The sequence below is a fragment of the Paenibacillus sp. FSL H8-0079 genome (genome assembly GCF_037991315.1).
Lineage (GTDB): Bacteria > Bacillota > Bacilli > Paenibacillales > Paenibacillaceae > Paenibacillus.
Genome location: NZ_CP150300.1, coordinates 6605915 through 6619907, shown reverse-complemented (window position 1 = coordinate 6619907; position 13993 = coordinate 6605915). Strand labels below are relative to the sequence as shown.

At 45.9% G+C, this 13993-nt stretch carries 11 protein-coding genes; 6 read left to right on the top strand and 5 right to left on the bottom strand.

The features are described from left to right. Window positions 1–43: 43 nt before the first annotated feature. Entirely contained in the window at window positions 44–385 is a 342-nt protein-coding gene (locus tag MHI06_RS29410; protein ID WP_169482598.1) for a hypothetical protein, read from the top strand. A gap of 84 nt (window positions 386–469) precedes the next feature. Here the strand turns inward: MHI06_RS29410 and MHI06_RS29405 are convergent, their stop codons facing one another. Further along, the gene (locus MHI06_RS29405; RefSeq protein ID WP_340399991.1) at window positions 470–1192 is read right to left on the bottom strand and encodes a YheC/YheD family protein; all 723 of its coding nucleotides are present in this window, start codon (window positions 1190–1192) and stop codon (window positions 470–472) included. Between the two features lie 480 nt (window positions 1193–1672). On the opposite strand from MHI06_RS29405, the gene MHI06_RS29400 reads away from it, so the two are divergent. The 5 genes from MHI06_RS29400 (at window position 1673) to MHI06_RS29380 (ending at window position 9868) form a co-directional block, all read left to right on the top strand. Further along, entirely contained in the window at window positions 1673–2767 is a 1095-nt protein-coding gene (locus tag MHI06_RS29400) for a bifunctional glycosyltransferase family 2/GtrA family protein (RefSeq protein WP_340399990.1), read from the top strand. Further along, entirely contained in the window at window positions 2767–5058 is a 2292-nt protein-coding gene (locus MHI06_RS29395) for a glycosyltransferase family 2 protein (protein WP_340399989.1), read from the top strand. Before MHI06_RS29400 ends, MHI06_RS29395 begins: the two co-directional genes overlap by 1 nt. A gap of 11 nt (window positions 5059–5069) precedes the next feature. Beyond that, a complete protein-coding gene (locus MHI06_RS29390; protein ID WP_340399988.1) occupies window positions 5070–6923 on the top strand; it encodes a hypothetical protein in 1854 nt (617 codons plus the stop codon). Window positions 6924–7245: 322 nt separating this feature from the next. Further along, window positions 7246–8385 (top strand): 5-methyltetrahydropteroyltriglutamate--homocysteine S-methyltransferase, encoded by a 1140-nt coding sequence (locus tag MHI06_RS29385; protein WP_340399987.1) that lies wholly within the window; start codon window positions 7246–7248, stop codon window positions 8383–8385. Window positions 8386–8653: 268 nt separating this feature from the next. Then, window positions 8654–9868 (top strand): HAMP domain-containing sensor histidine kinase, encoded by a 1215-nt coding sequence (locus tag MHI06_RS29380; protein WP_340399986.1) that lies wholly within the window; start codon window positions 8654–8656, stop codon window positions 9866–9868. A 61-nt stretch (window positions 9869–9929) separates the two neighbouring features. Here the strand turns inward: MHI06_RS29380 and MHI06_RS29375 are convergent, their stop codons facing one another. The 4 genes from MHI06_RS29375 to MHI06_RS29360 are packed head-to-tail and all read right to left on the bottom strand — an operon-like array spanning window position 9930 to window position 13873. Next, on the bottom strand, window positions 9930–10730 hold the full coding sequence (locus tag MHI06_RS29375) for an ABC transporter ATP-binding protein (protein WP_062836569.1): 801 nt from the start codon (window positions 10728–10730) through the stop codon (window positions 9930–9932). Beyond that, window positions 10730–11761 (bottom strand): iron chelate uptake ABC transporter family permease subunit, encoded by a 1032-nt coding sequence (locus MHI06_RS29370; RefSeq protein ID WP_169482588.1) that lies wholly within the window; start codon window positions 11759–11761, stop codon window positions 10730–10732. The genes MHI06_RS29375 and MHI06_RS29370 overlap by 1 nt, the downstream gene beginning before the upstream one ends. Continuing rightward, window positions 11758–12798, bottom strand: a complete 1041-nt coding sequence (locus tag MHI06_RS29365; protein ID WP_169482587.1) for an iron chelate uptake ABC transporter family permease subunit — start codon at window positions 12796–12798, stop codon at window positions 11758–11760. The genes MHI06_RS29370 and MHI06_RS29365 overlap by 4 nt, the downstream gene beginning before the upstream one ends. Then, window positions 12791–13873, bottom strand: a complete 1083-nt coding sequence (locus MHI06_RS29360) for an iron-siderophore ABC transporter substrate-binding protein (protein ID WP_340399985.1) — start codon at window positions 13871–13873, stop codon at window positions 12791–12793. Before MHI06_RS29360 ends, MHI06_RS29365 begins: the two co-directional genes overlap by 8 nt. Between the last annotated feature and the right edge of the window lie 120 nt (window positions 13874–13993).

The window sequence follows — 13993 nt, the reverse complement described above, 5'->3', positions numbered from 1 at the left end:
AATTTGCATTTAATAGACTATCAATAATAAGGAGGTTTTAAGAATGGGAAATAGAAGACCTGGAGCACCTAGAGGTGGTTATGACCCTGTTCAGATCTATAACTCTACTTCGTTTAATGCGAGTGGAGTAGTGGAGTATGCATCCATCTTTTGTAGCAACGATAGATATAGTGTTCAGCGTGACGAGACTTGGAGATCTTCCGACCGTGGTGTGTGCCTGGTAACTAGAATCACCGCGACGGTTAGAACACCGAGTGGAAATATTGAAGCCGAGCCGTATACCTCTTCAGGTACGTCGTACAGCCAGTTCGCCATTATACAGGTAGGGGTAAATCAGTTCCGAGTGACGCGTGTTACAAGCGCGACTAGAAACTGTCGGAAATAACCCAAGTGGGTCAATATCGTGATTAGCTATCAAACATGAAGAGACGACTTGCCAGGGATAGAAGGCAGGTCGTCTTTTTTTGCTTTAATGTTCTTTGTACCATAATATTCTGCGGTGCATCGAGGGGTCTTTCATAAGCCGGAAAGGGCGCACATCCGGTTGATAATTGCCTTCGATGATCCAAATTCGTCGTTTCTTGTCGACGGCTATATCGAAGCCGACTTGTCTAAGCATGGGGTAATGCTCTCCCAATCGTTTGGCAGCTAATTGTGCAACTTGTTCCGCTCTGACAAGTAAGCGCCGACCTCCAATACGAGCTAGTCTCAGTGCCTTAAGCACTGGAATGGGTCGGTTATTCACATTGGTGACTTGATATCCTTGTGCCGCAACTTTAGCATAGGAACCTGTCACGTTCCAAGTGGACGAGGAGCCCTTTTTGCGCTGAACCATGATCCGAATGTCGAACGGCCTGTGTTTAATTTGAGCAAGCTGCAGACGTTTTTGGACAATATATTCATCACTTTTGTTGGTTTGTTCGAGCCATTCGAGTAACTGATCATTGTCTCTCATGGTGACTGTGTTATTTTCATTTTGAATACGATAGGCGCTCGCACCGTCTCGTCTAATGAACAGGATATCCCTTCCGTAACTGCCATTGCGAGGCTTCAGTACAACGCTGGGATATTGAAGAAGCATCTTCGTTAGCGTATCTTTCTCAAGCAACTGTGTTTCTGGCAACCGTTCTGCGAGAGAGGGCTCATCGCGCAGAATGCCATACTGCAACCATTTGTCTCTTTCGAATAACATCAGAATCACAGCCTTTTTTCAATCGTCTACGGTAATTCTAATTCAAATTCGTGATCCGCATAACCTACCATTCGTCTAGATTTGTATGTCCAAGCCGTAGAATCGGTTATCAACCTGATGAATACACTGAGTGACGAAGACCTGAGCATCAGACCGAGCGAGAAACGACTGCATTCTGGGGAGGCGTCCATTCACGCTTCGAGTGGCTCCTAGACACACAGGCACACTTCTATCACCACCGTGGACAACTGCATGCCATACTGGTACATGTGCTGAAACGAGAGCCGAATATGCAGTTATTTGAGTAGTGCTAGACTAACGTTTGACTAGTATTTTTCACCTATATATGAGTACATATAATAATACAACTTTTTTACCAGTAGGTTACAAATTTGCTCGTTTACTGACCCCTCTTTCGATGTTATACTCACAATATTCCAAAAGAATTTGTGAAAATATGTCGAATTGAGGCTCATTAGGATGATTAAGGGTAAACAAAACGGCGAAACGATCATCCTCATTCCATCGCTTGAACCGGATGAGAGACTTCCAGCCTATGTACGGCAATTGCGAGAGTATGGCTTGACGAATATTGTTATTGTGGACGACGGATCTGGTGAGGTTTACCAGTCGATTTTCGAGGAGCTCCGTGAGAACGGCTGTGCTCTGTTGACGCATACGGAAAATCAGGGGAAGGGTGCAGCACTCAAGACTGGATTTGAGTATATTGGAAAGCAATTCGATGTATCTTCCTTCGTCGTAACCGCTGATTCAGATGGACAGCACGCAGCGGAAGATGTATACCGGATTGCTCAAGAAGCCAGGCTTCATCCGGACTCATTGGTTCTCGGCGTAAGGAATTTCAGCGAGGGGAACATACCTCCAAAGTCCCTGTTAGGCAATCGGATGACCTCCTTTATTTTTGCCATGCTGTATGGTAAAAAGCTGTCGGATACCCAGACTGGGCTTCGTGCCTTCGGTCCGGGGTTACTTGCGTTTATGCAGGATGTTCGCGGCACTCGATTTGAATATGAACTGCAAATGCTCATCTCGTGCATTCAGTCTGGCATACCGATTCATACGATGCCGATTCAAGTCATTTATGAAAATGGCAATGCGGGAACTCATTTTAAAGCAATTCAGGATAGTGCTCGGGTCATGGGGGTGTTGTTCTCCAATTTCCTGCGGTTCATTTCATCGTCGGTGGCCAGTTCGGTTGTCGATTTGGGTATCGCCTGGTTTTTGATCGACGCGTTGCGGCCCGTGTTGGGTGAACAGCACTATTTAAGAATTCTGCTCGCAACCGTGATTGCGAGAATTATTTCTATTGTAGTCAACTATGTACTGAACAGACATTTTGTATTCCGCAAGGAGGATAGCCAGGGCAGTCTATGGCGCTATCTGACATTATGCGGAGTGGTAATCTTACTTTCCAGTACCGGAGTATATATATTCCATACCGTTCTCTTCGTAGATGAGAAATTGGCGAAATTCGTCTGTGATGCCTTGCTGTTCCTGCTCAGTTTCCAATTGCAGCGAAGATGGGTATTTGCAGCAAGGAGGAAGCAGCTGTAGTGCAAAACGAAAAAAGGCAGAATATCTTTTTTGTCATCACGATGATTCTGATGTCGATTTATTTGGTCTGGCGTACGTTCTTTACGTTGCCATGGGGGGAAGGCGTTCTAAACGTCATTTTCGGTATGCTGCTGATTGTTGCTGAAACGGTCACCGTACTGACAACCTTTGAATTATTCTTTCAAAAGATGCAAAAAGAACGTACACAGCTCGACTTTCCAACCGTTCCGCCGGAGTATTATCCGGATGTGGATGTATTTATCGCTACCCATAATGAGCCCGTCGACCTGTTATATAAAACCGTCAATGCTTGTACGTTCATGGATTATCCGGACAAGCAGAAGGTTCATATCTATATCTGTGATGATGGAGCAAGGCCGGAGGTGGAGGAACTTGCCAGACAGTTTGGTATCGGATATCTGGGGTTTCCGGGGAATAAAGATGCCAAGTCTGGTAATCTGAACAATGCACTGAGCAAAAGCTCTTCTCCGCTCATTGCAACGTTTGATGCAGATATGATCCCACAGCATACCTTTTTGATGAAAACGGTCCCTTATTTCCTGCTCTCCACGTTCATTAAGGAGAATGAAGAATGGCGTCCTCGTAGGCAGGATGAAATGGACCCTAAGTTCAAGCTTGGTCTGGTACAGACCCCGCAGAGCTTCTACAACCCGGATCTATTCCAGTTTAACCTGTATGCAGAGCAAGGCATTCCGAATGAACAGGATTTCTTCTCCAGAGAAGTGAACATCCTGCGTAATGCCTCCAATGCGGTAGCCTATACAGGAAGCAACACGATTATTTCCCGCCAAGGTATGGAAGACATCGGAGGTTTTCCGCTCAATACAATCACCGAGGACTTTGAGACAAGCATCCGCTTGCAGCAGGAAGGTTATATTACCTATGCGACTCAAGAGGTTCAAGCTGCCGGGCAGACGACAACAACAGTGAAGAGCATGATTAAGCAGCGGATTCGCTGGGCAAGGGGGATTATTCAGAGCCTGCAGAATACGCGTGCACCCATATCTGGAAAGCTCCCTTTCTGGACGAGAGTGACCTACTTGAGTAGTTTCTTATACTGGTGGTCCTTCTTTAACCGTTTGATTTTCATTTTGGCGCCTATTTTATTTGCGTTATTCGACTTCCAGATTGTGAACACAACCTTCTGGCAAATTTTAATATTCTGGCTTCCATCCTATTTCTTCTACAGTGTATCCATGCGATATCTGTCCAGCAATATTCGGAATCAGCGCTGGAGTCAGGTTATCGATACCATATTTATGCCTTATCTGATCTGGCCGGTTCTCCTAGAGACGCTGGGCATTCGTGAGAAAAAATTCAAGGTTACCAACAAAAGCAGAGCGAGTGGTCGACAATGGATGTCTGCTCTGTTATATGCACTACCGCATATCTTCCTGCTGTTGCTTTCCATCGCAGCCGTGATTCGGTATGTAAATGGCAAGTATGGCATTGCGCTATTTTTCAGCAGTATCATTATTTTCTGGCTCATTCATAATATGATTGCGCTATGTTACGCCCTGTTCTTCATGGTCGGTCGCCGTGCGTATCGGGAGACAGAACGGATTCGAGCGCAAGAGGATGTCACGATCTACGACCAAGCCAATAATCTGCGATATCAGGCCAAAACGGTTGATGTATCCGAACAAGGTATTGCCTTCTATGTCCCTTATCCCATTTATTTGGCTGAACAGAAAATCATCTCTCTGGTCGTCAAAACCGACCGGTATGAGGCCAACCTCGATGCAGTCATCGTTTATGTGAAACAGGATGGAGAGGGCTGGCGTTACTCCGCAACGGTTCAACCCATTGATGAGAATGATAACCGCCAATACATGCAAATCATCTACGATCGTAAACACTCGTTGCCAGAGCAGATGAATCTGTGGGATACGGCTTATGACGATATGCTTCGCAATGTGAAAAAACGTATTGTTCAACCGAAATCCGATCAGCGGAAAATGCCACGGCTTTCCCTTAAGCTTCCAGTGCATTTCACCAATGATGCTGGATGTACGCTGCGCAGCTTCAATTATCGTTTCTTTTCCGCGACGGGTTTCCATGGTGATATTGAGGCAGGAGCGGTCGTTACTTTTTATACGAAGAGTAATATTGAAGTTATTTTGAAACATACGGGAAAAACGACAGCCCGTGAGCGCGAAGTGCTTCTCTCGGTGGAGAATATCGATGATATTGTGGAGAAGGGCCTGATCGAGCAATTGCTGACTGATTTGATTCAGCCACATTCCGATCGTTCCACCAGAGAGGGTTAGGAGAGATAAAGATGCTCATTGTGCTTCAATTTGTGATGGGAGTTTTATTGATATTCTCCTTTGTTGGTTATATGCAGTTTGTTCGGAAAACACTTGCACTACGGTGGGAGTTCATCCCCGTATTTGTGTTTTCTGCGATAGCCTGTATCGTATATTTCGCCGGCTTGGCAGGTCAGCTCTTTATAGGAAGTATTGTTGTGTTGATCGTAGGCTTGGTGCTGTTTAGGAGTACGCTGGTTCAAGCTGTCCGACGAGGGACAAAGCCGCAGTTATTGTTCTCGTTATTTCAGTTTTCTTTTCTGGGCGGAACATTCATCTTTTTGCTGATTCTGTTCCAAAATGAATTGACACACTACGATAACTTCTCGCACTGGGCCATTGTGTTGAAGCAGATGCTGAGTACGAATGCCTTTCCGACACCAGACTCCACCCTGATTGATTTTAAAAATTACCCGTTGGGAACTTCGTCTTTCATTTATTATGTCTGTCGTTTTATGGGGCATTCCCAATCCGTGATGCTCCTGGCACAAGGTCTGCTGATCTTTTCCTGTTTCTATGCTATGTTTGGCATCGTATCGGAGAAGAAACGCTTTCTGCTATATGCTTTTCTCGGACTCGGGTTATCTACGCTATCGTTCTTCAACCTTACGATTCGGATTACCAATCTGCTCGTGGACTTCATGCTTCCAATTTATGCGCTTGCGATCTTGGCAGTCATCTACCAGTATCGTAATGACATAAAAAACGCATGTATTGTTGTTCTTCCACTGGCAGGATTGCTGATGATCATCAAAAGCACAGGTATTATTTTCGCAGCGATCGGCCTGATCTTCCTGTTGTACACTTGGCTGAGAAATGGGCAGCGCTCGAACTGGAAAGTCGGACTGGCTGTGCTTGGTACCATGGGTGGTTCATTACTTCCGTATTTCGGCTGGAGCTGGCGAATGGCGACAGTATTCCAAGGGATTGATAACAAGTTCGAGGGAGCAGCCTCGGTGATCAAAGCGGGCAAGACGGGAGAACAGAAATGGGAGATTCTGATGCTGTTCCTGAAATCAAGCATAGATATCACGTCCAGGCCTGTGCTCGGCATTGTAATTTTCCAGCTTATCGCGATCGGAGCTTCGGTATTTGCCGTTGTGGTGCTCAAGAAGAAGTGGAACCTGTGGAAAGCATTGATTGCGCTGGACGTTGTACTGTTACTGTACTATGCGGGTATTCTGGCGTTGTATCTCTTCTCCATGCCACTGGATGAAGCGATTGTCCTGGCTGGATTTGAGCGGTATGCATCGAGTATCGTGGTGCTGTTTGCCGGGGGGCTAGTGTTGTGTGCTGCGATCGACCTGGAGCGTTCATTCCACTATCGGATTGGTGAAGTGCCTGATTATCAATCTTTTAAGACGGTCAAGACGAAGGGGCATTATCAAAAAGGCATTATCGGCTGTATGGCGGTTGCGGCCACCATTCTTTTGTCTGAATACAATGGTATCGTCTCTATCGCCCAAAGCTATGATACAACGCTCCCTTCCAAGATTCATGCGGTTACTGGTGATCGGTGGTACCCAAATGGGCAGGAGGATACTAACAGATATCTCTTCTACGCCTCAGACAGGGACCAGCAGGTCACGAACTATTACATGCAATATGTCGGGAAGTATTTCTTGTATGCTCCACATGTAGACGGGATTGTGTTGTTCTATGAAGACAATATGGACAACCTGTTGAGCGGCTATGATTATCTGGTGGTCGTGGAGACGGATCTCAACGCCAAGTGGTTGCTGAAAAAGCATTATGGCATCGACATGCAGGAGGGTATCTACAAAATCACCCGTTCCGGGGATCAGATCGTTCTTACGTTGACGTGAGATCATAGGTGTTGAGATCCTGTTCTGGACATCGAGTCAGGTAAGATTAGATTGAATACTTGAATCAATTTCATAACTCACTAAAAATGGATTTTTGTAACTAGATATAGACAAAATGAACCGTTTTGATCTATATCTAGCCTTCATTGAAGCAGCTAAAGGTATTATGAAATTGATTCACTTGATTATTATATAGACTCTCCTAAAATATAGCCCGTTATAGCTAATAACTATAACGGGCTATAACTCTTTCGTAGAACAGTTATTCCGATCGGATATGTTATATTTAATTCTATAATGATAAACGGGGAGATTAACCTATATGAGCACACAAACAGAACCTAAACAGCGAACCGTCACTCCATTTCGATATGATATTGTTGGTAGTTTCCTGCGCCCGAGTGCGTTGAAAGATGCCAGATTAAAATACCAGAACGGCGAAATCACCACGGAACAGTTGAATGAAGTAGAGAACGCCGAGATTGTGAAACTCGTACAAAAACAAAAAGAGGTTGGCCTTCAAGCTGTAACCGACGGCGAATTCCGCCGCTCATGGTGGCATCTGGACTTCTTCTGGGGACTGGATGGTGTTGAGCGGACAATCATTGATGAGGGTTATCGATTCAATGGTGCGACATCCAGACCGGAAACAGCTCGTCTGACCGGCAAAATTAGTTACAGCAGTCATCCATTTGTAGCGCATTATGCCTTCTTGAAAGCTACGGCTGGCGAAGACATTGTTGCTCGTCAATCCATCCCAGCAGCTGCACAGTTCCTATTCGAATTGGATCGGGCAGATAATAAGGAAAGCACACAGGCCGTCTATCCGAACCGCCAAGAGCTTCTTTCGGACATTGCTAAGGCATACAAAGCATCCATCTTGGCTTTCTATGAAGCCGGCTGCCGCAGCATTCAGATTGATGATTGCACATGGGGCGCACTATGTGACCAACAGTTCATCACAGTGATGGAGCAGATTGGCGTCAATGTGGAAGAGTATGCAAACGAACTTGCAAAACTGAACGAAGAAGTGGTATCCGGCCTGCCGGAAGACCTCGTGGTAACCACTCATGTCTGCCGCGGTAATTATGTTTCAACGTTTGCAGGAGTCGGTGGCGGTTACGAGCCGATTGCGCAGACACTTCTGAGCATCGATAACTACTCTGGCTTTTACCTGGAGTTCGATACAGAACGGGCTGGTGACTTCAAGCCACTTCGTTTCCTGAAGGACAATCAGCAGGTCGTACTGGGCCTCTTCTCTTCCAAATTTGGAGAGCTGGAGAACAAGGAAGATATTCTGAAACGGATCGAGGAAGCCAAACAATATGTTGATCTGGATCGAATCTGCCTGAGCCCGCAATGCGGCTTTGCTTCCACGGAAGAAGGTAACCATCTGACCGAGGAACAGCAATGGCGCAAGCTTGCGTTCATTAAGGAAATTGCCGAAGAGCTCTGGAAGTAATCTTCGTACCGTCATTCATCAATCACACATGTGTTATGCATAAGTAAAAACAAAGTGCTAATTCAGCCGTACGGACAATCATCCGTATGGCTTTTTAGTGTAGTCCGCTTTTATGAGTGGATGTTTAATCAGAGCCCGTAGTATGCAGGTTGTTAAATAAGATACAATAATAATGTAGAAAGCGGACAGCGGCATACCAGAGGAATTTCCAACATTTTAGAACAAAGTCGCCTACCTGCGTCTAAATCCATCTAAAAGTGGTGAATTCATGAAAGAATTGCACAATCAGATCAATCGGAAAACGTATTACATCTCAATGCTTACGATCATTGCTCTGATGTTATCGGGATTAATCCTGTCCACGACTGAATTGAACGGGATTACGGTGGGGTATGTGATCCATTGCCTATGCGTAACCGTTCTGGCCGTATGTTTATTGCTGTATCCTAAGGTGGAGACGTTTTCCTTTAGATTAAGCATCATTCTGATTGGGTTTGCATACTTCTATACGCTTGCTTTTCTATATCCCCAGTCGTGGACAACTTATATTCTCATTTGTCTTCTTCCAGCCCTCGCGATCCTGTTCTATGATCTGAAATTATTTTATTGTTCGTTGATTCTAAACGGAATTTTGATCCTCATTACGTTTGGTTACAATCTTCTGTATAACCAAGGGAACGAGTATGCATATATACATACGGATGTGGTCGGCAATTTTATCAATATTATGGCGAGCCAAATCATTTTATTTCTTATTTTTCACCTGACCTTTTCTCGAATGAGGAAGCAACAACTGTATTTTGAACAACTGCAGCAATCAGAGCGTTTGAAAATGATCGCCCATTTAACGGCTGCCGTTGCACATGAAATTCGTAATCCAGTGACGGTTGTGCGAGGTTTTTTGCAGCTGTATCGAGAAGACACCTCTTTTGAGCAACCGGTGAGAAATAAGTTTGCTTTAATGATTGATGAGCTGAATACCGTCGAACAGGTGACCTCTCAATTTCTGACCCTTGCCAAACCTAATAGAGAACTGAGACCAGAGAAGGTGGATGTTAAGGAAGTTCTAGAGGGTGTGACAGGTCTGCTCAGCTCCTATGCGATGTTGTCGGACAAACATATGGATATGCAGGTGGAAGAGGGCTGTACAATTCTTATTAATACGATTGAGTTCAAGCAGTTGCTGATCAATCTCATCAAAAATGCACTGGAAGCTTCGGATGCGGGCACAACCGTTATAGTAACAGCGAAGCGAGTGAAGCAGTGGGTGGAGATGAGAATAACGGATCAGGGAAGCGGCATGACAGAGGAAGAGGTAAAGTCACTAGGGACTCCATTTTATTCATTGAAAACGAATGGGACGGGACTGGGATTAATGATCTGTTATAACATCGTGGAAAAGTATGAAGGAACGATCGAATATCACAGCGCCAAAGGTCAGGGGACCTCGGTGACTATTCGTTTTTTAGCTAAAACGGATTAGGTCAAAAATAAGATAGCGACAGTCGGGACAAAGGATCTTTGTCGCAACTGCCGCTATTTGTCTATTTCGCATGATATCGCCCTTTGGGCACCACCATCGGTGATCCTGAAACGGGATCTTCAATAACCGTACATTCCAATCCGAAAATGTCTTTGACTTGTGGTGCGGTTATGACCTCTGCAGGTTTACCCTCAGCCACAAGTTTTCCGGTATGAAGCGCAAAGATATGATCTGCATATCGCGCCGATAAATTGATATCGTGCAGTACCATCACAATGGTCGTTCCATGTTTGCGATTCAGCTCGGTAAGCAGGTCCAGGATCTCAACTTGATACGTAATATCCAAGAAAGTCGTCGGCTCATCGAGAAAAAGGATATCTGTCTGTTGCGCTAGCGCCATGGCAATCCACACACGCTGACGTTGTCCGCCTGAAAGCTCATCTATATTGTGATTGGCAAACTCGGTGATGTTCATAATGGTCATGGCTTCGGCCACGGCCTCGTAATCCTTTTTGGTCCAGCCACTGAACAAGGATTGGTGTGGAAATCTTCCACGGCCCACCAGATCCGCTACCGAAATGCCTTCCGGGACAATGGGAGACTGCGGCAGTAACCCGATCACGCGAGCCAATTGCTTGGGTGGGATCTTGCTAATGGCTTTGCCGTCCAACGTAATGCTGCCAGATGTAGGCTTAATGAGCCTAGCCATCGTTTTCAAAAGGGTAGACTTACCGCAGCCATTAGAGCCAATAATGACGCTTATTTGGTTGCTCGGTATAACGATATCCACACCGTGGATAATGGTTTTATTTTCATATCCGGCAACGAGTTGTTTCGCTTCAAATACATGTGTCGGTTTCATTATAACTCCCCCTTACGATTCATTCGGATTAACAGGAAGATCAGATACGGTGCTCCGAGTAATCCGGTAATGACGCCTACGGGGAATCTGTACTCAAAAGCAAACTGTCCGATGAGATCGGAGGCAAGAACCAGATTAACGCCAACCAGACCTGCCGGGAGAATGTTCGAAGAGCCAACACCTACGAGTCTCTTCGCAATAGGTCCCGCAAGGAAGGAGACAAAGGCAATCGGACCTGTAGTCGCCGTAGCAATCGCGACCATGCAGACCGAACTCACAATAAGCGCAATTCTGGTCTTGTCCGTGTCTACACCTAGTGAAAACGCCGATTGTTCTCCGAGTTCCAATATACTGAGATGTTTGCCCAGCATCATGATGATGGGTGAGCAGATTAGCACGGTAATCACGAGAGGCGGTAGTGCACTCATCTGAGAACCGTTCAGACTACCTGTGAGCCAGCGGATTGCGGCAGGAATATCCTTTTCAGAACTAACCAGTAAGAGATAGGAGATGACCGCATCAAGCATAGCTTGAATACCGATCCCGATAAGTATTAACCTTCCGATGGAGAACACTTTTCCTCTGGAGAGTACATATATGAACAACACTGTAGCCAGACCTGCAATCACTGAAGCCAGGGAAACAATGGCTCCGCTTGCATGAAGTACGACGATACAAAACACAGCCGCAGCGCTTGAACCTGACGTGATCCCGATAACATTAGGATTCGCCAGCGGATTCCGCAACATAGTCTGGAAGGTATAACCTGCAATACCGAAGGCAAATCCGGCAAAGAGACCTGTGAGCATTCTCGGTAAACGTATCGTATTCACGGCAAAAGATACACCTTTGATCTTCTCTCCCGAAAGGGAGCTAATCACATCTTTGACCGGATAGATTGTGTTGCCGAGCAAAAGCATGGCGCAGCAAAGAGCACATGCAAGTATGGCAAGGAGACTGGTGACAAGTATCCAGCGGCGACGTCGATGACGTCTGCCCGCCATAATAAATTCAATCGATTGATCTCTCATAATGAACGCACTTTCGATCGCATCGCGAGGATGATTAATATTGGAGCACCTATAAAGGCGGTAACGACGCCGACTTCAAGCTCTCCAGGGTTGCTGATGAGTCTGCCACCGACATCGGATATCGTTAGAATGATCGCTCCAGCTATGGCTGACATGGGTATGACAAAACGTAAGTCGGGGCCCAGTATAAGGCGTATGACGTGGGTAGATAACAATCCGATGAAACCAATAGGTCCAGCCAGTGCAGTAGCTGCACCGCACAATAGAACCCCTGCAAGAGCCGCAATGAATCGAAGGGTTCCAGTTCGCACACCGAGTCCTGTTGCAACATCGTCACCCAGAGCTAAGGCATTTAGTGCTGGGGCCGTAAGAAATGCAATGAGTATACCGATGAGCAGGAACGGGATGAATGTACTGATTCCACTCCAGGTTGCCGATCCTACGCTGCCCACTTGCCAGAACCTGAACTGGTCCATGACATAAGAGCGAGGGATCATAATGGCGGTGACGAGTGAGGAGAGCGCGGCACTGATGGCCGCTCCGGCCAAAACAAGCTTAATGGGCGTGGCTCCGCCACGCCCCATTGAGCCGATTCCGAATACGAACACAGCTGTTATTGCAGCCCCGGCCAGTGCCAGCCAGATATATTGATTGGCACTGCTGATGTTCAGGAATGCAATACCGATCACCACAAATAGGGATGCCCCTGTATTGACACCCAATATACTTGGGTCGGCAAGTGGGTTCCGGGTAACGGCTTGCATAAGTGCTCCTGATACGCCGAGTGCTACCCCGCATAACAAGCTGAAGACTGTTCGGGAGATCCGTTTGCGCACGATGTTTGCCCCATAAGAGTCTACTTCCGGGTGAAATAATCCGTCGATTAACTCATGAAACCTCACGGGTCTAGAGCCAAAGACCAGTGAGGCAATCATAGTTGCACCGAGCAGAATAAAACAAATGACTAACACCAAGATGAAGTTCTTGGGGACATGTGCTCGTATTCGATTATCGTTCGAAAGCGATGTACTATTCATTGATCTTGTCGATTGCTCCACTAATCAATTTCAGGTAATCATCAATAGTATAAGAGATGGAAAGTGGGTTTGGCGTTCCAGCAGCAACCAAAGGTGTATCTGCTTCAATGAACGCTACAGAACCACGTTTAACCGCAGGAATTTTACCCAGCAACGGATCAGCCTGAATGGCTTTCAGCAACTCGGCATTTCCGTATCCAACAATAATATCTGCATCATTAAGGGCTTCAGCATTCTCTGCACTTAAGCTCAGGGAGTAGCTGTTAGGGTCTGTAATTTGGCTAGTGATGCTTTCTGGAATAACCAATCCCAGCTCACCCAGGAAAGATACACGAGAATCTACAGGTGTATAGATATGAAGTTTGGACATGTCTTCAGCGGAGAAGTTAACCCAAACTACTTTTTTGTCTTTGATCTGAGGATATGCGGCTAATTTCTCGTTGACCATGGCCTCAGTCTCTTTGATCAGTTGCTCGCCTTCTGCTTCCATGCCCATACCCTTCGCATTGAAATTAACCTGCTCACGCCATGTAGTTGCCCATGGAGCCGTTGGGTAAGCTACAACCGGAGCAATTTCACTAAGAAGATCGTAGTCTTCCTGAGTGATACCGGAGTATGCTGCAAGAATAACATCCGGATTGGAATCAGAAATCGCTTCAAAATCAAGTCCGTCTGTATCTTGGAAAACGTTCGGGTCGGTTACACCGAGTTCATCGAGTTTCTTCGCAGTCCAAGGCAGCAGTCCGCTGTCATCCTGAACACCAAAGTTAGCTGCCGAGAAGCCTACAGGAACTTGTCCAAGCGCGAGAACGACATCTTGGTTCGCCCATTGTACTGTAGCTACACGTTCAGGATTTTTCTCAATAACCGTTTCGCCCAAAGCATGTTTAATTGTAATTGGATATTCGGCATTCTCATCTGTAGCTGCTGGTGTTTCTGTAGCTGGAGCGGCCGAATCACTTGCAGCAGGAGTTGCTGCTGGCTCTGTAGTCGTACTTCCACAACCAACTAATGCCAGGATAAAGACTAGTGATATCAGTAACGCTGTTAATGGAAACTTTCTCTTTGTATTCATGTGTTCCCCTTCCTGAATCTTAAAATGTATTTGATAGTGCTGAACATCCTGGTTGAACAATTACATCCATTGGGATGTAAAAAGTAGATATATAAAACGTTTTATATATCTGATAATGAT

Coding starts and splice junctions, on each gene's coding strand:
- MHI06_RS29385 (WP_340399987.1), top strand. CDS start 7,246: ATGAGCACACAAACAGAACCTAAACAGCGAACCGTCACTCCATTTCGA.
- MHI06_RS29400 (WP_340399990.1), top strand. CDS start 1,673: ATGATTAAGGGTAAACAAAACGGCGAAACGATCATCCTCATTCCATCG.
- MHI06_RS29380 (WP_340399986.1), top strand. CDS start 8,654: ATGAAAGAATTGCACAATCAGATCAATCGGAAAACGTATTACATCTCA.
- MHI06_RS29390 (WP_340399988.1), top strand. CDS start 5,070: ATGCTCATTGTGCTTCAATTTGTGATGGGAGTTTTATTGATATTCTCC.
- MHI06_RS29410 (WP_169482598.1), top strand. CDS start 44: ATGGGAAATAGAAGACCTGGAGCACCTAGAGGTGGTTATGACCCTGTT.
- MHI06_RS29375 (WP_062836569.1), bottom strand. CDS start 10,730: ATGAAACCGACACATGTATTTGAAGCGAAACAACTCGTTGCCGGATAT.
- MHI06_RS29365 (WP_169482587.1), bottom strand. CDS start 12,798: ATGAATAGTACATCGCTTTCGAACGATAATCGAATACGAGCACATGTC.
- MHI06_RS29360 (WP_340399985.1), bottom strand. CDS start 13,873: ATGAATACAAAGAGAAAGTTTCCATTAACAGCGTTACTGATATCACTA.
- MHI06_RS29370 (WP_169482588.1), bottom strand. CDS start 11,761: ATGAGAGATCAATCGATTGAATTTATTATGGCGGGCAGACGTCATCGA.
- MHI06_RS29405 (WP_340399991.1), bottom strand. CDS start 1,192: ATGTTATTCGAAAGAGACAAATGGTTGCAGTATGGCATTCTGCGCGAT.